Origin of the sequence: Azospirillum sp. B21, from assembly GCF_008364825.1 — a bacterium.
Taxonomy (GTDB): Bacteria; Pseudomonadota; Alphaproteobacteria; order Azospirillales; family Azospirillaceae; genus Azospirillum.
This window is the reverse complement of the sequence record NZ_VTTO01000010.1, coordinates 1-19,352: the sequence shown is the minus strand read 5'-3', so window position 1 is coordinate 19,352 and position 19,352 is coordinate 1. Positions and strand designations below refer to the sequence as shown.

Here is a 19,352-nt window from a genome sequence, read left to right as displayed (position 1 = left end):
AACCGATGAACCAAGACTCCCGGAGAGGAGTCTGCGAACCGAGCGCAAGAGAATGGGACACGCAACGAGATGAGCAACTGGATCCGCCGCGGCGGCCTCGAAATCGCCCGCCCGCTGTACGACTTCATCAATGACGAGGCGCTGCCGGGGACCGGTGTCGACGCCGACCGTCTCTGGACCGGCCTCGACCAGCTGCTGCACGAGCTGGCGCCGCGCAACAAGGCCCTGCTGGATAAGCGCGACAGCCTGCAGGCGCAGATCGACGCGTGGCATGTCGCCCGCCGCGGCAAGGTCTTCGATCAGGCCGAGTACGAGTCCTTCCTGCGCGAGATCGGCTATCTGGTGCCGGAGGGCGGCGACTTCGCCGTCGGCACCGGCAACGTCGATCCGGAGATCGCCTATCTCGCCGGCCCTCAGCTGGTGGTGCCGATCACCAACGCCCGCTACGCCCTGAACGCCGCCAACGCGCGCTGGGGCAGCCTGTACGATGCGCTGTACGGCACCGACGCCATCCCCGGCACCCCGGCGGCCGGCGGCTATGACGCCGCCCGCGGCACGCAGGTGATCGCCTGGGCGCGCAAGTTCCTGGACGACAGCGTTCCGCTGGCCGAAGGCAGCCATGCCGACGCGACGGCCTACGCGGTCGAGAACGGCGCGCTGGCGGTCACGCTGAAGAGCGGCGGCAAGACCGGGCTGAAGGACAAGGCCGCCTTCGTCGGCTGGCAGGGCGAGGCTTCGGCGCCGTCGGCCGTGCTGCTGGTCCAGAACGGCACCCACATCGAAATCCGCATCGACCGCAACAGCGTGATCGGCAAGGACGATCCGGCCGGCGTCGCCGACGTGGTTCTGGAAGCCGCGCTGTCGACCATCCAGGACTGCGAGGATTCCGTCGCCGCCGTGGATGCGGAGGACAAGGTCGTCGCCTACCGCAACTGGCTGGGCCTGATGAAGGGCACGCTGGAGGCGAGCTTCCCCAAGGGCGACAAGACCGTCGTCCGCAAGCTGAACCCGGATCGCACCTACACCACGCCGACCGGCAGCGTCACCCTGCATGGCCGCAGCCTGCTGCTGGTCCGCAACGTCGGCCACCTGATGACCATCGACATGGTCAAGCTGTCCGACGGCAGCGAGGCGCCGGAAGGCATCCTGGACGGCGTCTTCACCTCGCTGATCGCGCTGCATGACCTGAAGGCCGAGGGTGGGTTGCGCAACAGCCGCGCCGGCTCGGTCTACATCGTGAAGCCGAAGATGCACGGGCCGGAAGAGGTCGCCTTCACCGACGAGCTGTTCGGCCGCGTCGAGGATCTGCTGGGCATGGCCCGCAACACCCTCAAGGTCGGCATCATGGACGAGGAGCGGCGCACGACCGTCAACCTCAAGGAGTGCATCCGCGCCGCCAAGGACCGCGTGGTGTTCATCAACACCGGCTTCCTGGACCGCACCGGCGACGAGATCCACACCTCGATGGAGGCCGGTCCGGTCGTCCGCAAGGCGGCGATGAAGGCCACCAAGTGGATCTCGGCCTATGAGGACAACAACGTCGATGTCGGCCTGAAGGCGGGGCTGAAGGGCCGCGCCCAGATCGGCAAGGGCATGTGGGCGATGCCGGACCTGATGGCCGACATGCTGGTTGCCAAGATCGGCCATCCGAAGGCCGGCGCCAACACCGCCTGGGTCCCGTCGCCGACAGCCGCCACCCTGCACGCCACCCACTATCACGCCGTGAACGTGGCCGAGGTGCAGGACCAGCTGGCCAAGCGTCAGGCCGCCTCCCTGTCCGATATCCTGACCATCCCGCTCGCCGACCGCCCCAACTGGTCGGAGGACGAGATCCGGCAGGAGCTGGAGAACAATGCCCAGGGCATCCTCGGCTATGTGGTGCGCTGGATCGACCAGGGTGTCGGCTGTTCCAAGGTGCCGGACATCCACGATGTCGGGCTGATGGAAGACCGCGCCACTCTGCGCATTTCCAGCCAGCACATCGCCAACTGGCTGCATCACGGCATATGCACCGAGGCCCAGGTGATGGAGGTCATGAAGCGCATGGCCGCCGTCGTCGACAAGCAGAATGCCGGCGACCCGCTGTACAAGCCGATGGCCGGCAACTTCGACGGCAGCATCGCCTTCCAGGCGGCGTGCGATCTGGTGTTCAAGGGCCGCATCCAGCCGAACGGCTACACCGAGCCGGTCCTGCATGCGCGCCGCCGTCAGGTGAAGGCGGCGGGGTGAGGGTGCTGACTTGATGCGGAGTTAGACCCCCACCTATCCTCCCCCGCTGGGCGGGGGAGGGACTGCCGCGGCCTTTCCGAGTAAGTACTTGTCCCCTCCCCCGCCCAGCGGGGGAGGGTTAGGGTGGGGGTCTAGCTTCGCTCCCCACCAACCCCCAACACCCGCACCGCCACCTGCTTGGTGTAGGGACTTGCCGCGAAATACTCGTAGCGCACGGCATTCTCCGTGGCGAATTCCTGGAACGCGCGGTACTCGTCGTCGCGCCAGCTGCGGTTGCCGATATACTCGTCGAACACGATGACGGTCCCCGGCCGCACCCGGTCGGCCAGCGCGGTCAGCACCGTGCGGGCCGAGGCGTAGATGTCGCTGTCGACATTGACGAAGCGCACCGGTCCCGGATGAGCCGTCAGAAACGGCGGCAGGCTGTCTTCGAACCACCCCACATGCAGGCGGGCGTTGTCGCGCACCGGGGGCAACTGGCTGCCGGTGGTCAGCACGCCGCGGGGGGAGTTGACCCAACCCTCCGGCAGCCCCTCGAACGAATCGAAGCCGTGGACCTCCTGGCCGGCAGCGTCGGCGATGTGGTCGAGCGAAGTCCCGCGCCGCACGCCGAACTCCAGCACCAGACCGGGCGTGGTGGCGCAGGCCAGCGCATGGCGCAGCAGCCGGCCGCTGTTGCCGAACAGGCGGAAGTCGGAGGAGAGCTTCGGCAGCAGCGCCTTGGCACCGTCCGGCAGCGGCCGGCGCTTCGGGTTGTCGCCGATCTCGGCCGCCTCGACCGCATCCGCCTCGGCAGTGCGGCCGAGCAGCCGCAGCATGGCGGCGAGATAGCCCCAGTACTTCCCGTTGGCCCCGCCGCAGCGGGTGGCGCGCCGCAGGCGGCGCAGCGCCTCGTCGGAGCCGTGATCATGCAGGGATTGGGCATGGCTGCCGAACCATGCCGCGGCATGTTCGGGGTCGTCGGCCAGCAGTGCATCGAAATGGGCCAGCGATTCGGCGTCGCGGCCCAGATACGCGGCGGCCATCGCCGCTTCATAACGGATGTCGGGGGAGGTGTCGCCGTCTGCCAGCGCCTTGCGCGCGAGGGTCAGCGCGTCGTCGTAACGGGCGTCGCGGCGCAGCGCGCCGGCCAGCGCCGCCGTCAGGGACGCGCAGCCGGGGGAGGCCCGGTCCGCGCGCTCGAGCCAGCGGACGGCGGGGAAGGGGGCGTTGTCCGCCTGATGTGCTCGCGCCAAGGCGGCGAGGCGACCGGCGTCGTCCGGGCGGTCCGCCAGCACCCGACGCAGGCAGGCGATGGCCGCAGGAGCGTCGCGGTGGCCGAGATGGGCCAGCCCCAGCAGATGCAGCCGCTCCAGACCATTGGGAATGGCGTCGCTGCGCAGCAGGCGCAGGGCGGGGCGGTAACGGCGCGCGTCGATCAGGGCGCGCGCCTCGTCCAATGCAGTTTCAGCAGTCAAAATGACTCGTCAGGGCAGCCGGCGGAAGGTCCACACCGACGCCGGCGGCAGGTTCCGGGCGATCCAAGCGTGGCGCCGCGGCTTCAGCCGCAGCCGCCGGATCAATTCCGGATTCACCGGGGCGAAGGGGCCGTAGGTGAATTGCACGAAAACCCCGTCGGGCGCCAGCACGGAAAAGGCGCCGCGCACGATCCGCGCCTGGACCGACAGCGGCATGGCGATCAGCGGCAGCCCCGACACCACCGCGTCGCAGGTTTCCCAACCATGGGCCTGGACGATCCGATGCACCCGCGTCGCGTCGCCGCGGACCACCGTCGCATCAGGATGCAGCACCGACAGGTGGTCGGCAAAGGCAGGGTCCAATTCGACCATCAGCAGATTGTCGGGAGTGACGCCATGGCCGAGCAGGGCGGAGGTGACCGGACCGGTTCCGGGGCCCAGTTCAACCACGCGGCGGTCGGCACCGCATTGGGCGGCCTTCGCCATGGCGCGGCACAGTTCGGGGCCGCTTGGAGTTACCGATGCGACCTTAAGGGGTGAGCGAATCCAGCGCTCGACAAAAAGCTTGCGTTCAGCAAGTGACATCGACCGACCTCCCAACAGACGCCGGATCAATTCCTCGGCTCTGCTTCAACCCTTTCTACTGAGTTACGTTTCATTGCGCTAGCCGAATGGATTTTGAACGATCGTTTAACAAAACGGTGACGACGCGATGAAGCTTTGTGGACGTCGAGTATTTCAGCGAGCCTAGCCAGTGGGAGTACTCCACGCCTCGGCAGACCGGGCGACAGCCGTTCCATTCGCGAATCGCCGCTGCAATGTTCTCCTTTTCTTCCACTCCACCGTTGACATGGCCGGTATCGCCGGGGCACCGTTGCGGAACCGGAAGGACTGGGAACCAGGGGACCAGAACACGACATGCCGACGCTCGCGCCCGATCATTCGGACCTGTTCGACGATGCGGGCAAACCGCCCCGGCTGCTGGAACTCGACGTTTCACGGATCCTTCGCAACCCGCATCTTCCGCGCCGCCATTTCGATCCGGAAGAGATGCAGGGACTGGCCGACTCGATCGCGCATTACGGGCTGAAGCAGCCGATCCTGGTGCAGGAGGTGGTGGGTGGCCACCGGCTGGTCGCCGGCGAACGTCGGCTGCGTGCGCATGAGATGCTGGGGCTGGCGACCATCTATGCGCTGGTCACCTCCGGCAATCCGGACGAACTGTCGCTGGTGGAGAATGTGCAGCGCGTCGACCTCGATGCGCTGGAACTGGCGGAGGCGCTGGCCCGGCTGATCGAGCGCTTCGGCTACACGCAGGAGCAGCTGGGCCGCATCATCGGCAAGAGCCAGAGCAACATCAGCCACACCCTGCGGCTGAACAGCCTGCCGGAGACGATCAAGCAGGAATATGCCGCCGCTCACCACGACGTTTCCCGCTCCACCCTGATCGAGATCGCCTGGATCAAGGATCTGGAAGAACAGATGGCGCTGTGGGAGCAGGTGAAGGCCGGTGACGGCACTGTCCAGGCCGCCCGCAGCCGCAAGGATGCCGCCAAGGAGCCGTCGCTGCGCACCATGTCGGCGGTCGGCCGTTTCCTCGACGCGCTGCGCCGCGCCACCGCCAGGCTGGGCGATCCGCGCGAGCACCGCGCCTATGTCGACGATATGCAGCGCCGCGAACTGATCAGCCTGCGCCGGCGGATCGATTTGCTGCTGGGCGATGAGCCGATGGTGGATTGAGGGGGAGGTTAGGTGGGGGTCTAACCCCGCGTTAGCTCCAGGCCTCAGTCATTCAAAAACGGATTGTACAGCCGCTCGTCCCCGAAGGTCGACATCGGGCCGTGGCCGGGGATGAAGGCGATGTCGTCGCCGTAGGGGAACAGCTTGTCGCGGATTGAGGCGATCAGGTCGGCGTAGTTGCCCTTCGGGAAATCGGTGCGGCCGATCGAGCCCTGGAACAGCACGTCGCCGACGATGGCGAGCTTCGACGGCCGATGGACGAACACCACATGGCCGGGGGTGTGGCCGGGGCAGTGGCGGACCTCCAGCGTCTGGTTGCCGACGGTCACCGTGTCGCCCTCCGCCAGCCAGCGGTCGGGCGTGAAGGAGCGGACAGGCGGAAAACCGAACATCTGGCTCTGCATCGGCATGCCGTCGATCCAGAACTGATCATCGCGGTGCGGTCCCTCGATCGGCAGGGACAGCTTGTCGGCCAGATCGGCGACGGCGCCGGCATGGTCGATGTGCCCATGGGTGACCAGGATCTTCTCCAGCGTCACGCCCTTGGCCTTCGCGGCGGCCAGAATGCGGTCCAGGTCGCCGCCGGGATCGATGGCAGCCCCCCTCATCGTCTCGGGGCACCAGAGCACCGTGCAGTTCTGCTGGAACGGGGTGACCGGAACGATGGCGTACTGCATGTCCTGTCCTTCTGCGCTTCTTGGGTAACGGTTCGACGGAGGCCGCGCGACCTTAACGCGCCCGCGGCGGCCGTCGCAAACCATTCGCGCAAAGCCGGTCGCATTGGGCGGCGATTCTGGCTAAGGTCCGCAAGTCCGGCCGGGTGTCACGCCTTTGGGTGGAATACCGGGCCGGCACCAAATGTTAACCACCGAAGCTTTAGATCGGGGCGGTCCCACCAACCGCCGCCGCAAATAATACGGATTCCGCCGGAATGCTGTCGCAGAAAGCCAAATACGCGTTGCGTGCCCTGATCATGCTGGCGGAGAAGGACAATGGCGATCTGATCCTGATCGCCGACATCGCCGAGCGGGAGAACATCCCGCGCAAATTCCTGGAAGCGATCCTGGTGGAGTTGCGCAAGGAAGGGCTGCTGTTCGCCAAGCGCGGCAAGAGCGGCGGATACCGGCTGGCCCGGCCGGCGGCGCAGATCACCTTCGGTGAGGTGATTCGCCTGATCGACGGCCATCTGGCCCCGATCCCCTGCGCCAGCAAGGCCTCCTTCCGGCCATGCGAGGACTGCATCGACACGGCGACCTGCTCGGTCCGCTGGCTGATGGTCCAGGTCCGCGACGCCACCGCCGCCGTGCTCGACAACCAGACGCTGGCCGACGCGCTGCGCCATCGCCAGTCCACCGGCAACATCGCCGCCAACTTCGACATCTGACGCTGCGGACCTCCGCCCTCCCATCCTGAATTCGCGTTTGAGGCGATGTTCCCGCGCCCCTATGGTTGGCGGGACCAACATGGCTTCAGGAGGATTCCGTATGTCTGGAGAGAAGGTGGCCGTCGTCACGGCCGGGGGCAGCGGCATGGGGGCGGCCTCCGCACGCCGTCTGGCCGCCGATGGGTTCAAGGTCGCGATCCTGTCCTCCTCCGGCAAGGGCGAGGCGTTGGCCGACGAGTTGGGCGGCATCGGGGTAACCGGGTCGAACCAGTCCAACGACGACCTGAAGCGGCTGGTCGACGCCACGATGGAGCGCTGGGGCCGCATCGACGTGCTGGTCAACAGCGCCGGGCATGGTCCGCGGGGACCGCTGCTGGAGATCAGCGACGAGGACTGGCACCGCGGGCTCGACGTCTATTTCCTTAACGTCGTGCGGGCGGTTCGGCTGGTGGCACCGGTCATGGTCGCGCAGAAGTCCGGCTCCATCGTCAACATCTCCACCGCCTGGGCGTTCGAGCCGAGCGCGATGTTCCCGACCTCGGCCGTCGCGCGGGCGGGTCTGGCCGCCTACACCAAGATCTTCGCCGACCAGTATGCGGCGGACAATGTGCGGATGAACAACGTCCTGCCCGGCTGGATCGACAGCCTGCCGGCGACCGAGGAACGCCGCGAGAGCGTCCCCATGCAGCGCTACGGCAGCAGCGATGAGATCGCGGCGACGGTGGCCTTCCTGGCCTCGCCTGGGGCCGGCTACATCACCGGACAGAACATCCGGGTCGACGGTGGGTTGACGCGGTCGGTCTGAGCGGTCCAGGCCTCTGCAGAGACGAAAAAGGGCCGGCGAAGCGCCGGCCCTTCTTTCTTTGGAATTACCCGCCGCCTCAGTCGGCGAACGGGTCCGTCATCAGGATGGTGTCGTCGCGTTCCGGGCTGGTCGACAGCAGAGCGACCGGGGCCTGGATCAGCTCCTCGATGTGGCGGACATACTTGACCGCCTGGGCCGGCAGCTCCGCCCAGGAGCGGGCGCCGCGGGTGGTGTCCTTCCAGCCTTCGAAGGTCTCGTAGATCGGCTCGACGCGGGCCTGGGCACCGGCGTTGGACGGGTAGTAGTCCAGTTCCTTGCCGTCCAGGCGGTAGCCGACGCAGACCTTGATTTCGTCGAAGCCGTCCAGCACGTCCAGCTTGGTCAGGGCGATGCCGTCGATGCCGCCGGTCTTGACGGCTTGGCGTACCATGACGGCGTCGAACCAGCCGCAGCGGCGCTTCCGCCCGGTGACGACGCCGAACTCCTTGCCCTTCTGGCCGATCAGCTCGCCGATCTCGTCCTTCAGCTCGGTCGGGAAGGGGCCGGAGCCGACGCGGGTGGTGTAGGCCTTGCAGATGCCCAGCACATAGCCGACGGCGCGCGGACCCATGCCGCTGCCGGCGGCGGCGTTGCCGGCCACCGTGTTGGAGGAGGTGACGTACGGATAGGTGCCGTGGTCGATGTCCAGCATCGTGCCCTGGGCGCCTTCGAACAGGATGCGCTTGCCGGCGCGGCGCAGTTCGTCCAGCTGCTTCCAGACGACGGCGGCGTAGGGCAGCACCTGCGGCGCGATCTCGCGCAGGGGATCCAGGATGTCGGCCGGGGTCATCTCCGGCGCACCCAGCGCGCGGAACAGCGCGTTGTGGTGGGCCAGCAGGGCGTCGACCTTCTCCACCAGCACGGCCTCGTCGGTCAGGTCGCACAGGCGGATGGCGCGGCGGGCAACCTTGTCCTCATAGGCCGGGCCGATGCCGCGGCCGGTGGTGCCGATCTTGCCGGCGCCCTTGGCCTCTTCGCGCGCCTTGTCCAGCGCGCTGTGCACCGGCAGGATCAGGGGCACGTTCTCGGCGACGATCAGGTTTTCCGGCGTGACGGAGACGCCCTTGTCCTTGATCGCGTTCACTTCGCGGATGAAGGCCCACGGGTCGAAGACGACGCCGTTGCCGATGACCGACAGCTTGCTCTGGCGCACCACGCCGGACGGCAACAGGCTCAGCTTGTATTCGACGCCGTTGATCACCAGCGTGTGGCCGGCGTTGTGACCGCCCTGGAAGCGCACCACCACATCGGCCCGGCTGGACAGCCAGTCGACGATCTTGCCCTTGCCCTCGTCGCCCCACTGGGCGCCGACCACCGCAACGTTGGCCATCTCTCGTCTCCGCAAAACTTCAAAAGGAACCGCTCGACCACCCGATCCACCGCAGGGCACCATCCGCGCGGCGTGGGGATCCGTTCACCCGAAACCCAAGCTTATGAAACCCAAGCTTATCCGGCCGGCTTGACGTCGCCGCCGTCCAGCCAATGGCCGCACTGGAGCCGTTTGGCTTCGGCGGCCGCATCGGCCACCGGGGCGAGCCCGGCGACCGTCACCCATCCATCGGCCCGCAGCCTGCGTGCCGTCTCCCAGCCGCTGCCATGCGGCACATAGACCCGGCCCGGGGCCTTGGCCGCCGGAACCGCGCGCAGCAGCGTATCCATGTACAGCGTGAAGCCGGTCGCCGGCTCTCCGCGGTCATCACCCTGGGCACCGGCGCGGTAGCGTCCGCCCTGGCCCAGTTCCCCCGCCGCGCGGGAGAACAGGGTGAAGCTGAGGCCGGTCTGGTATTCGAAGCCGCGATGCTCCACCAGATCAACGGTCACCGTCAGATCGGGCATCGCCGTGCGCAGCAGGGCCAGCGTATCGGTCAGCCGGCGGCGATCCTTCTCGGCCCCCTCCGGCAGCGGCAGGGCGGCCAGCGCCTGCATGGCGCGGTCGGCAGGGCCCGACGCGCTCATCAGCGACTCCAGCAGCTCCCCCGCCGGTCCGCCGACCGCGGCCACCGCGGCGGCGTCCTTGCGGTCGAGCGCGGAGCGCAGCTGCCGGATCTCGTCCTCACCAAGGCCGAGGCCGGCGCAGATGCGCGACACCATGGTGGGCACGCAGAGGTCGACAGACAGGTGCGGCACGCCGATGGCGGTCAGCGCCTGGACGGCGAGCAGGACAACCTCGGCATCCGCCTCCGCCTCCAGCGCGCCGATCAGCTCGACGCCGACCTGGGTGAACTGGCGTTCGGGACGCAGCTGCGACCCCTTCACCCGCAGTACCTGCCCGGCGTAGCACAGGCGTAGCGGCCGTGCCTCGTTCTTCAGGCGGGTGGTGGCGATGCGGGCGATCTGCGGGGTGATGTCGGCACGCACCGCCATCATCCGTTGCGAATGAGGGTCCATCAGCCGGAAGGTCTGCTTGGACATCGCCGCACCCGGGCCGGAGAGCAGGTTCTCCTCGAACTCCACCAGCGGGGGATCGACGCGGCGATAGCCCTGCGCGGCGAATTCCGCCAGCAGGCGTTCGACGGCGGCCGCCTCGTGCGCCGCTTCGGACGGCAGCACGTCGTGCAGTCCGGCGGGGAGCAGGGCGGAACTCAATGCGTCGGCGGGCATGACCAGCGTCGTCTCGTTTCAGGCAGGGAACAGGGTGCCGCGGCGAATGTCGGACACACGGGGCGGGCTAATACCCGACACCCGCGCCGCATGCAAACGGAAAAGCCCCGCGCTTCGGCGGTATCTCCCCTGCGCAGGCGGTGCGGATGAAGAAAACCGCGGGAATTTGCCGGCTTTCACCGGACAAAGTGTCGCTGCGGATGTCGTGGGGGATGTTGCGGTCAGCCGGCGTCCGCCGGTCCGCCCTCGTCATCCAGCACGCCCGGCAGGTGGGTTTCCGGCAGGTCGGCGGACGGGGTGGCCGGCGAAACCACGGCGAAGCTGCTGCCGTCGTTCTTCCGCCGCACGACGGTCAGCGGCGTGCCGACCACCAGGAAATGGATGATCTCGGCGATGTTGGTGGCGTGGTCGCCGATGCGCTCCAGATTCTTCGCCATGAACAGCAGATGCGTGCAGGGCGTGATGTTGCGCGGGTCCTCCATCATATAGGTCAGGACCTCGCGGAACAGGCTGGTGTAGAGGTCGTCCAGTTCCTCGTCGCGCTCCCAGGCGGCGATGGCCTTGTCCACGTCGCGCTCGATATAGGCGTCCAGCACGTCCTTCAGGATGGCTTCGACCAGCCGGCCCATGCGCGGAATACCGGCCGCCGGTCGCACCACCGGCACCTGCGCCAGCGCGAGCGACCGCTTGGCGACGTTGGCGGCATAGTCGCCGATGCGCTCCAGGTCGGCGGAGACCTTCAGGGCCGACACGATTTCGCGCAAGTCCTGGGCCATAGGCTGTCGCAGGGCCAGCAGCCGCACCGCTTCCGCGTCGATGTCGCGTTCATAGGCGTCGAGCCTGGCGTCGGCCTGCATCACCTGGGAGGCCAGCCCGACGTCGCGGCGCGATACCGCCTTCACCGCGGCCTCCACCTGCGCCTCCGCCACGCCGCCCATCTGGGTCACGAGGTTCGACAGGCGCTGGAGTTCCTGCGCGAAGGAGCGGACGATGTGTTCGGTGCCCATGATCGGTCGCGACGCCCCATTGATGCCCGTCCCGACCGCCGCGGCCATGACGGCCGCCTAAGCGCGGGACGCGTACAATAACGTCGGCCGATGACTCCGGAATGGCGGGTTCATTGCGGATTTATGACAATCTCGCGGCGGTTGCAGGGCCGGCGTTACTGGCACCGGCATGTCGGGCCGACGTATTGGATTTGAAGTAACTCGGTAACTTCGCTAAAGGGTACACAGCCATATTGAATCCGTCCGCAACAGGTATGCCCCGTTGCATTGACCGGGAGGCCGTTTCCATGTCCGTCGCGTTCCAGATGCCCGCCCGCGCGCTCGTCGCCGGTGCCCTGCTTCTGCTGACAGCATCTCCGGCGGCGCTTGCCGCCGATCCGGCGCCTGCTGCTGCCGGCGCTGCCCCCACCGCGCTGGTCGAGGATGTGTCGGACGGCGTCGACGGCGTGCAGCCGATGGACTACCTGACGGCCGGCCGCACATTGGCGCTGAAGTCCGGCCAGACGCTGACGCTGAGCTATCTGGAATCCTGCGTGAACGAGACGATCACCGGCGGTTCGGTGACGGTCGGCGCCCGTGAGTCGGCGGTGCAGGGCGGAACCATCGACCGCCACACGCTGCCCTGTGACGGCGGCAAGCTTCTGCTGGCGTCGAACGAAGCAGGCAAGGCGGGGGTGACCGTCTTCCGCAGCGCGCCCATCGCCCTGCCCGGTATGAAGGCGCCGCCGCCCAAGCCGGACTTCACGCTGTTCAAGACCCATCCGGTTCTGATCCTGTCGGCCCCTGGCCCGGTCACCATCGACCGGCTGGACGTGCAGGGCATCGCGCTGACCACGGTCAATGTTCCCGGCACGACGCTGGACACCGCCAAGCAGGGCACCGGGCTGGAACCCGGCGGCCTCTACAAGGTCTCTGCCGGGCAGAAGTCCTTCGTCGTCAAGATCGACGACAAGGCGGTCGCCGGAGGCGGCCCGGCTCTCGGCCGCCTGATCCGTTTCTGACCGGCCGGGCGTGAGGCTGCCGACGATGAAGCTGCCCCGGCGCGTGAGGCTGGTCCTGCTCGGCGCCGTCGCACCGGTCCTCGCCGGGCTTCTGGCGCTGGCGGCCTCACCGTCCCTGCAGGGACCGTCGATCGACAGCCTCTATTGGCTGCACGAGCATCTGCACGGCCCGCGCCCGGCGCCCGATCCGTCGCCGGTTGTCGTGGTCGGCATCGACGAGGAGACCTACCGCCGCCCGCCCTTCGCCGGTACGCCGCAGGCGCTGTGGGGGCCGCGGCTGGGCACCGTGCTGGGGGCGATGCTGGACGGCGGGGCGGCGGCCATCGGCCTCGACCTCGTCCACCCGACCTCGGTCGAGACGCTGATCCCCGGTTTCGAGCGCGACTATCTGCTGACCCTGCGCCGCGGCGGCAAGGACGGCCGGCTGGTGCTGGCCAAGGTGCAGCACCAGAGCGACCCGCTGATGCCCTACCGCGGCTACATGATCGCCGCCGGGGTCAACAATGTCCGTTCGGTCAATCTGGTCGAGGATCCGGACGGCGTTCTTCGCCGCGTGCCGTTGACGCTGGGCGTGACCGGGCCGGATGGGCAACCGAAGGCCGAACCGGGCATGGCGGTGGAGGTCGCGTCCCGCGCGCTTAAGGCGCCGCTGGAGCGGGCGGCCGACGGCTCCGTCTCGCTGGGCGGCTACCGGCTGCCGGGAGGGGAGGGCAACCGGTTGCTGGTCAACCACGCCACGTCGGCCGGCGCCATCCCGACCTATTCGCTGGCCGACCTGTTCGCCTGCGCCGAGGCCGGCAAATCCAACTATTTCGCCGAGCATTTCAAAGGCAAGGCGGTGATGGTCGGCACGGTGCTGGACGTGGAGGACCGCAAGCTCTCCTCCAACCGCTGGGTGACGAAGCCGGAAGGGCTGAACCTGCCCGAACGTTGCGCCCTGCCGGTGATGAGCGACCTGTATGTCGCCGGCCGCACCCGCGACAGCATCCCCGGCGTCTACATCCACGCCGCCGCCATTTCCAACCTGATGACCGGAGATGCGCTGTCGGAGGTGGAAAAGCCGGCCGCCGCGGCGCTGGTCCTGCTGTTGGCCGGGATCGCCGCCCTGGTGACGCTGGCCGCCCGCCCGCCGGTGGCCGCAGCGGGCCTGATCCTGCTTCTGGCCGTCTGGAGCGGCGTGGCCGTGGAGGCCTTCCAGGCCGGTCTGGTCCTGCCCTATCTGCAGGCGGCGCTGGCGGCGGTGCTGGTCTTCCCGCTGGCGCTCGGTTTCCGCTTCGCCGTGCTGGACCGCGACCAGCGGCGCATCCGCAACGCCTTCAAGCTCTATCTGCCGGGCTCCCTGATCGACGACATGATCGCATCGGGCCAGTCGCCCAGCCTGGGCGGCGAGGAGCGCGACCTGTCGATCCTGTTCTGCGACATCGCCGGCTTCACCAAGATGTCGGAGGGGATGGAGCCGGAAGCGTTGGTCACCGTGCTGAACCGCTATTTCACGGTGATGACCGACATCATCGAGGCGCATGGCGGCTTCGTCGACAAATACATCGGCGATGCGGTGCTGGCGGTGTTCGGCGCCCCCTATGCCATCGACAACCATGCCCGCGCCGCGGTGGCGGCGGCGGTGGCGATGCGTCAGGCGATGGTGGACGACCCGACCTTGCTGGCGACCTCCAGCGGGCGCGGCTCCAACCGCATCGGCATCGCCACCGGTCCGGCACTGATCGGCAACATCGGCTCGCCCCGCCGCTTCAACTACACGGTGATGGGCGACACGGTGAACCTGGCCTCCCGCCTGGAAGGGGCCAACAAATACTACAACACCGCTCTGATGGTCAGCGGCGAGACCGTGCGCCACCACGGCGATCCGGAGGCCTTCCGGGCCCTCGACATCGTTCAGGTGGTCGGCCGCAGCGAACCGGTCGAGGTGTTCGAGCCGCTGTCCGATGCCCGCCGCGCCGATCCGGAGGACCGCGCCCAGCGCGCCGCCTACGCCGCGGCTCTCGACCATTGGCGCGCCGGCCGTTTCGAGGAGGCGGCGTCCGGCTTCCGCGCCTTGGTAGCCGGCGACGGCGCCGCGCTGGCGATGCTGCACAAGGCGGAAAAGCGCGTCGGCCATCCCGCCGAACCGGGCTGGGCAGGCGTGACCGCACTCACCGACAAATAGCTTTCAATCAGCCCTGAAGCAGCCCTTCCCAGGACCGCGATTTCCGCCATGCCCCGTTCCGTTCCCTGTTCCGCTCTGCGCCTTGCCCGCCTGTCCGCCCTGCTTCTGGCCGGCGCTCCCGTTTCGCTGCCGGTGCTGGCGCAGTCGGTTCCGCCGGTTCTGCCGCCCTCGCTCGACCCCAACCGGCTGGAGCAGCGCTTCGAGCGTCCGTCAGTGCCGCAGTCCGTCCCGGAAATCGAGATGCCGGAGCCGGAGAAGGCTCCGCCGCCCCGCGACGCCGAACGCATCACGCTGACGCTCAGCGAGATTCGCATCGACGGCAACAGCGTCTATGACGCTGACAGCCTGTCTGCCCTGTGGCGCGACAAATTGGGCAAGCCGGTGACGCTTGCCGACCTCTACGCCATCCGCGACGCGATCACCGCGCGCTATCGCAACGACGGCTATGTGCTGTCGCAGGCGGTGGTCCCGGCCCAGCGCATCCGCGACGGCATCGTCCGCCTGCAGGTGGTGGAGGGCTATGTCAGCGACGTGGTGGTCCAGGGCGAGGCGGCCGACCGGCTGGATCTTCTGCGGCGGATGGGGGAGAAGATCAAGGCGTCCCGCCCGCTGCGCATGGCGGACATGGAACGTTACGTCCTGTTGGCCGATGATCTCCCCGGCGTGGCGGTGAAGACGGTGCTGGAGGCTTCTCCAGACACTCCCGGCGCCTCGCGCCTGACGCTGGCCCTGGAGCGCACGCCCTTCAATGGTTTCCTGTCGCTCGACAACCGTGGCACCCGCTCGATCGGGCCGATGCAGCTGACCGGCGTCGCCAGTGTCGAGGACCAGCTCGGCCTGTTCGAGCGCACCACCGCCCAGGGCATCGTCACCCCGCAGATCCGCGAATTGCGCTTCTTCGACGTCAGCCAACTGGTGCCGGTGGATGCCGAGGGCACGACCATCGAATATGGCGCCCGCCGATCCTGGTCGGAGCCGGGCGACAGCGTGCGTCCGCTGGAACTTTACAGCCTGACGAGTTCCGCCCGCATCGCGGTTGCCCATCCCTTCATCCGCAGCCGGGCACAGACCCTGCGGGCCGGCGTCAGCTTCACCATCCGCGACAGCCGCACCGATGTGCTCGGCGACAAGCTTTCGCAGGACCGTCTGCGCATCGTTGCCGCCAACGTGTCCTACGACTTCGCCGACGAGTGGGGCGGCACGAACCTGCTGACTGCGGAGTTGTCAAAGGGCCTGGACATCCTGAACTCCACCTCCTCCGGCAGTGCCAACCTGACGCGCAGCGGCGGGCGCAGCGATTTCCGCAAGCTGCTGGTCTCGGCCCAGCGCAATCAGCCGCTGACCGACTCGCTGATCCTGGCGCTGTCCGGCGAAGCGCAATACAGCCCCGATCAGCTGCTGTCGTCGGAGGAATACGGCGTGGGCGGCAAGCAGTACGGCCGAGCCTTCGACCCGTCGGAACTCACCGGAGACAGCGGCTTCGCCGGCCGGGCGGAGCTGCAATATATGCTGCCGGTGCAGGAGGAGGGGCTGGATTACGCCGTCGCCTATGGTTTCGGCGACTATGGCGCGGTCTACAACTATGAAGGCGGCACGCGCCATGGCCGCCGCTCCCTCGCGTCGGCCGGTGTCGGCCTGCGTTTCGGCGTGTTCCGGCGGATCGACGGCAGCGTGGAGGTGGCGAAGCCCTTCATCACCACGCCCCTCAGCACGCAGGACCGTGCCCCACGCGTTTTCTTCACCCTGTCGACCCGGTTCTGATCGAAACAAACGCAAATAACCGTGCGGAGGACCTGTCAGGCTCTCCGCACGGCATTGCTTTTCCGGCAGCGGCTTACCGTCAGATCAGTTCGACGCGCTGCGCAACCGGTGCATCTTCCGACCCGACCGCCAGATACCGCACGTCTTCGCCGTCTGCGACGATGTCCAGGCCCGACTGACGCAGGGTGGCGCGGTCGAAATAGACGGTCGCCCCATCTTCCCACGGTTCGATCAGGCCGGACTGGCTGTCCAGGTTGTACCAGCGCACGGTGCCGTAGGCCATGGTGGCGGGCCCGGCGGGCTCGGCTTGACGCTCACGCCGTTCACGCGGCGGCTTGGACGCACGGGCGAAGGCCTCGCCACCATCTTCGGGCTGGGCCGACGGCTGGAGCGCCGAGGCGGTGGGGCGCGGCGGTCGCTGGTTGCGAGCCCGCGGGGCCGGCGGGGTTTCCGGCGGCGTCGCGGAGTGGATCGCGACGACCTGGGGCCCCTTGGCACCCTGGGCGAGATCGCAGACGACCGTCGTGCCCTCCACCGGGTTGGGCAGGGAGGCGGCAGCCAGGACCGAAGCGTGCAAGAAGGCCTCGCCGGACCCATCGGCAAGGCGGACGAACCCAAAACCCTTTTCCGGCTTGAACCACTTTACCGTCGCGGTGACGTTCGTCGCGGTGACGTTCTTCAACTCTTCGCTCAAGACAGGTCCCTTTCACGTCCTGTAGGCCGGGGTGGGCGGTTCTGACGCTGAACTGGGCGCGGCTCCGCTGAATGACCAAGAACAAGACCCCGGCGGGCACAAGCTTATCATAAAATTCCAGAAAATGACCAGCGCGGTGATGCCCTGTAATGCCTCCACGATGGATACCGGAGGCTGGCTGCCCAGATACACACGTACAACGGGAATCTCTGATCAGGATGTTTGTGTGATCACCATGGTTGATCATCGCAAACAAAACGGAACATGATTCCCTCCAAATCTGAATAGGGTATTGGGTTGCAAGAAACCGATCTTGCAGAGTCCACCTGTCCATCAGAGGTACTAAGCTCGTAAATAAAATTTTAACTAAAAAATCGACTTATGCCTCCATCAGAACGGAGGATCAACTGATGCCGACCACCGACCAGACCGCTTTCTTCGTGTCCACCAAGGGCAATGACAGCTGGTCCGGGCGGCTCGCCGCTCCCAACGCCGACCGCACCGACGGCCCCTTCGCCAGCCTCGAAAAGGCACGCGACGCCATGCGGTCCAGCGATATCGACACCGCCTACGTCCGCGGCGGCACCTATCGCCTGGACAAGACGCTCTTCCTCGACGCCCGCGACAGCGGCCACAGCTTCGTCGCCTACAAAAGCGAGACGCCGGTGCTGAGCGGCGGCGAACGGGTGACCGGTTTCACCAGCGAGGGCAAAGGGCTCTATTCGGCCAAGCTCTCCTCGGCCAACGGCCTGGACGTCAGCATCGGCGGCGTCCGTCAGCATGCGGCCCAGACCGGCAACTTCGACCCGGCCGACCCGGCGACCAGCGGCTGGCACGTGCTGAAGGCCAACTCCACGGGCGCCAGCAAGACCAGCTTCAATTTCTCCGCCGGGGACATCCCGTCGGGCCTGAAGCCCCATGCGGGTCTGGTCGTCCAGACCTTCGACACGGAACGGCTGAAGGACGATATCTCGCATGTGAAGTCGATCGACCAGTATCATCATACGGTTACGCTCGACGACGCGGCCTCCTATGGACTGCGCACCGGTGGCACCTACCGGGTGATGAATGACGCCTCGCTGATCCGCGACGCCGGAGAATTCGGTTGGCGCGCCGGCGACGGCAAGCTGGTGGTGAAGCCCGAGGACCCCGGCAGCTTCCAGTCGGACGGCGTCGTGGTCGCCCGGCTCGGTTCGCTGATCAAGACCAGTAATGCCAGCAACCTCAGCATCGAAGGGCTGACCTTCTCCGACGCCCGTTATGACGGGGCGGCGATCTCGATGCAGGGCGGACAGGGCAATTCGGTGGGTGGCAACCACTTCGTCAATGTCGGCACAGCGGTGTCGCTCGACGGGACCGACAACAGCCGCATCGCCGGCAACCATATGGAACAGCTTGGCGGGAATGGCGTGTCGATGATCCACGCCGCCAACGGCAACCGCATCTATGCCAACACCATCGAGCATATCGGCCAGATCACCAAGGGCGGGGCCGGCATCGGTGCCGTCGGCAGCAGCAACACGGTGGTCAGCCACAACGACATCACCGATGCCCCGCGCTACGGCGTCTCGTTCAAGGAATGGGACGACGGGCAGCTGAACCGCAAGAACACCGTCGAGTTCAACAAGATCCATCATGTCGGGCAGGAGACTGCCGATGGCGGCGGCATCGAAATGCTCGGCCGCTCCGCGGTCGACATGGGCTCCGTCATCCGCGGGAACGAAATCATCGACACCGGCGGGCTCGCCACCGACGGGAAGGGAAACTGGCTGACCGATCACAAGGGCTGGGGCATCTCGCTCGACGACCTGACCAGCGGCGTGAACGTGCGCGACAATTTCGTGAAGGGCTTCGCCTGGGCGGGGATTTACGTCCACGGTGGCGACAACAATCTGTTGGAGAACAATTTCGGCGTCGCCAGCCGTCCGCAGGATGCCTTCATCCGCCTGGAGTGGGTTCCGAAGGCGGGCGACGAGGCCCGTCCTCATGACAACACGGTGATCAACAATCTGGCTGCCGGCGACATGCCGATTGAGCAGTATTGGAAGCTCCTCAGCCCCGGCAGGCTGACCATGGACGGCAACCTTGCCGCCAACGGGCGGGCTTACGGGCCGAACGATGCGGTGTTCAACCCCGGCTTCACCGACAGCGCCCGCAGCGATTACTCCCTGAAGGAGGATGCGGCGGCGCTATCCCATGGCATCCACGATCTCAGCTGGTCCAAGATGGGTGTGGATGGCTATCAGGCCGACAGCAGCATGACCCAGTTCTGGGACCACGCTGCCTGACCAAGAGCGAGGGGCGTCGGCCGACCGCTGGCGCCCCTCAGGTCAGAGCTCCTGGTCAGAAAATCGTCATGGGGCTGAAAAAAGTGCTTGCGCGGTCCTGGGTGGCCCGCATATAAGACGCCTCCCGACGCGAACGACGCCGGCGCCGCCGACACGGCAGCGACCGACACGCGACGGGGAAG

Annotated in this window: 15 protein-coding genes; 8 read left to right on the top strand and 7 right to left on the bottom strand. The window is 67.3% G+C overall.

Translation table 11 applies throughout. The annotated features are described in order from the left end of the window. The first annotated feature begins 69 nt into the window (after positions 1 to 69). Positions 70 to 2,229 (top strand): malate synthase G, encoded by a 2,160-nt coding sequence (locus FZ983_RS21890; RefSeq protein ID WP_149225607.1) that lies wholly within the window; start codon positions 70 to 72, stop codon positions 2,227 to 2,229. Between the two features lie 131 nt (positions 2,230 to 2,360). Here the strand turns inward: FZ983_RS21890 and FZ983_RS21880 are convergent, their stop codons facing one another. Next, a complete protein-coding gene (locus FZ983_RS21880; protein WP_247883905.1) occupies positions 2,361 to 3,686 on the bottom strand; it encodes a class I SAM-dependent methyltransferase in 1,326 nt (441 codons plus the stop codon). Positions 3,687 to 3,695: 9 nt separating this feature from the next. Next, complete coding sequence (locus FZ983_RS21875; protein WP_149225605.1) at positions 3,696 to 4,172, bottom strand: ribose ABC transporter permease; 477 nt, start codon at positions 4,170 to 4,172, stop codon at positions 3,696 to 3,698. Positions 4,173 to 4,604: 432 nt separating this feature from the next. Between FZ983_RS21875 and FZ983_RS21870 the strand changes: the two genes are divergently transcribed. Beyond that, complete coding sequence (locus FZ983_RS21870) at positions 4,605 to 5,426, top strand: ParB/RepB/Spo0J family partition protein (protein ID WP_149225604.1); 822 nt, start codon at positions 4,605 to 4,607, stop codon at positions 5,424 to 5,426. A gap of 44 nt (positions 5,427 to 5,470) precedes the next feature. On the opposite strand, the gene FZ983_RS21865 is transcribed toward FZ983_RS21870, so the two are convergent. Further along, complete coding sequence (locus tag FZ983_RS21865; RefSeq protein WP_149225603.1) at positions 5,471 to 6,103, bottom strand: MBL fold metallo-hydrolase; 633 nt, start codon at positions 6,101 to 6,103, stop codon at positions 5,471 to 5,473. Positions 6,104 to 6,357: 254 nt separating this feature from the next. On the opposite strand from FZ983_RS21865, the gene FZ983_RS21860 reads away from it, so the two are divergent. Further along, positions 6,358 to 6,810, top strand: a complete 453-nt coding sequence (locus FZ983_RS21860; RefSeq protein ID WP_149225602.1) for an Rrf2 family transcriptional regulator — start codon at positions 6,358 to 6,360, stop codon at positions 6,808 to 6,810. 100 nt (positions 6,811 to 6,910) lie between these two features. Continuing rightward, the gene (locus tag FZ983_RS21855; RefSeq protein WP_149225601.1) at positions 6,911 to 7,615 is read left to right on the top strand and encodes an SDR family oxidoreductase; all 705 of its coding nucleotides are present in this window, start codon (positions 6,911 to 6,913) and stop codon (positions 7,613 to 7,615) included. 76 nt (positions 7,616 to 7,691) lie between these two features. Here the strand turns inward: FZ983_RS21855 and FZ983_RS21850 are convergent, their stop codons facing one another. The 3 genes from FZ983_RS21850 to phoU form a co-directional block, all read right to left on the bottom strand. After that, entirely contained in the window at positions 7,692 to 8,984 is a 1,293-nt protein-coding gene (locus FZ983_RS21850) for an adenylosuccinate synthase (protein WP_014249524.1), read from the bottom strand. Between the two features lie 116 nt (positions 8,985 to 9,100). Continuing rightward, a complete protein-coding gene (locus tag FZ983_RS21845; protein ID WP_149225600.1) occupies positions 9,101 to 10,255 on the bottom strand; it encodes an ATP phosphoribosyltransferase regulatory subunit in 1,155 nt (384 codons plus the stop codon). A gap of 221 nt (positions 10,256 to 10,476) precedes the next feature. Further along, entirely contained in the window at positions 10,477 to 11,262 is a 786-nt protein-coding gene (phoU, locus tag FZ983_RS21840; RefSeq protein WP_149225765.1) for a phosphate signaling complex protein PhoU, read from the bottom strand. Between the two features lie 287 nt (positions 11,263 to 11,549). Here phoU and FZ983_RS21835 point away from each other — a divergent pair, with 287 nt between their 5' ends. The 3 genes from FZ983_RS21835 to FZ983_RS21825 are packed head-to-tail and all read left to right on the top strand — an operon-like array spanning position 11,550 to position 16,188. Further along, the gene (locus FZ983_RS21835) at positions 11,550 to 12,263 is read left to right on the top strand and encodes a hypothetical protein (protein ID WP_149225599.1); all 714 of its coding nucleotides are present in this window, start codon (positions 11,550 to 11,552) and stop codon (positions 12,261 to 12,263) included. A gap of 25 nt (positions 12,264 to 12,288) precedes the next feature. Beyond that, the gene (locus tag FZ983_RS21830) at positions 12,289 to 14,427 is read left to right on the top strand and encodes an adenylate/guanylate cyclase domain-containing protein (protein WP_149225598.1); all 2,139 of its coding nucleotides are present in this window, start codon (positions 12,289 to 12,291) and stop codon (positions 14,425 to 14,427) included. A gap of 48 nt (positions 14,428 to 14,475) precedes the next feature. Continuing rightward, complete coding sequence (locus FZ983_RS21825) at positions 14,476 to 16,188, top strand: ShlB/FhaC/HecB family hemolysin secretion/activation protein (RefSeq protein ID WP_149225597.1); 1,713 nt, start codon at positions 14,476 to 14,478, stop codon at positions 16,186 to 16,188. A gap of 79 nt (positions 16,189 to 16,267) precedes the next feature. On the opposite strand, the gene FZ983_RS21820 is transcribed toward FZ983_RS21825, so the two are convergent. Further along, on the bottom strand, positions 16,268 to 16,882 hold the full coding sequence (locus FZ983_RS21820; protein ID WP_247883904.1) for a cold shock domain-containing protein: 615 nt from the start codon (positions 16,880 to 16,882) through the stop codon (positions 16,268 to 16,270). Between the two features lie 410 nt (positions 16,883 to 17,292). On the opposite strand from FZ983_RS21820, the gene FZ983_RS21815 reads away from it, so the two are divergent. Next, entirely contained in the window at positions 17,293 to 19,170 is a 1,878-nt protein-coding gene (locus tag FZ983_RS21815; RefSeq protein ID WP_149225596.1) for a right-handed parallel beta-helix repeat-containing protein, read from the top strand. Positions 19,171 to 19,352 lie beyond the last annotated feature (182 nt).

Excerpts from the sequence above, each read along its gene's own strand:
- FZ983_RS21890 (WP_149225607.1), top strand. The coding sequence starts at position 70 with ATGAGCAACTGGATCCGCCGCGGCGGCCTCGAAATCGCCCGCCCGCTG.
- FZ983_RS21875 (WP_149225605.1), bottom strand. The coding sequence starts at position 4,172 with ATGGCGAAGGCCGCCCAATGCGGTGCCGACCGCCGCGTGGTTGAACTG.
- FZ983_RS21870 (WP_149225604.1), top strand. The coding sequence starts at position 4,605 with ATGCCGACGCTCGCGCCCGATCATTCGGACCTGTTCGACGATGCGGGC.
- FZ983_RS21865 (WP_149225603.1), bottom strand. The coding sequence starts at position 6,103 with ATGCAGTACGCCATCGTTCCGGTCACCCCGTTCCAGCAGAACTGCACG.
- FZ983_RS21860 (WP_149225602.1), top strand. The coding sequence starts at position 6,358 with ATGCTGTCGCAGAAAGCCAAATACGCGTTGCGTGCCCTGATCATGCTG.
- FZ983_RS21855 (WP_149225601.1), top strand. The coding sequence starts at position 6,911 with ATGTCTGGAGAGAAGGTGGCCGTCGTCACGGCCGGGGGCAGCGGCATG.
- FZ983_RS21850 (WP_014249524.1), bottom strand. The coding sequence starts at position 8,984 with ATGGCCAACGTTGCGGTGGTCGGCGCCCAGTGGGGCGACGAGGGCAAG.
- FZ983_RS21845 (WP_149225600.1), bottom strand. The coding sequence starts at position 10,255 with ATGCCCGCCGACGCATTGAGTTCCGCCCTGCTCCCCGCCGGACTGCAC.
- phoU (WP_149225765.1), bottom strand. The coding sequence starts at position 11,262 with ATGGGCACCGAACACATCGTCCGCTCCTTCGCGCAGGAACTCCAGCGC.
- FZ983_RS21835 (WP_149225599.1), top strand. The coding sequence starts at position 11,550 with ATGTCCGTCGCGTTCCAGATGCCCGCCCGCGCGCTCGTCGCCGGTGCC.
- FZ983_RS21830 (WP_149225598.1), top strand. The coding sequence starts at position 12,289 with ATGAAGCTGCCCCGGCGCGTGAGGCTGGTCCTGCTCGGCGCCGTCGCA.
- FZ983_RS21825 (WP_149225597.1), top strand. The coding sequence starts at position 14,476 with ATGCCCCGTTCCGTTCCCTGTTCCGCTCTGCGCCTTGCCCGCCTGTCC.
- FZ983_RS21815 (WP_149225596.1), top strand. The coding sequence starts at position 17,293 with ATGCCGACCACCGACCAGACCGCTTTCTTCGTGTCCACCAAGGGCAAT.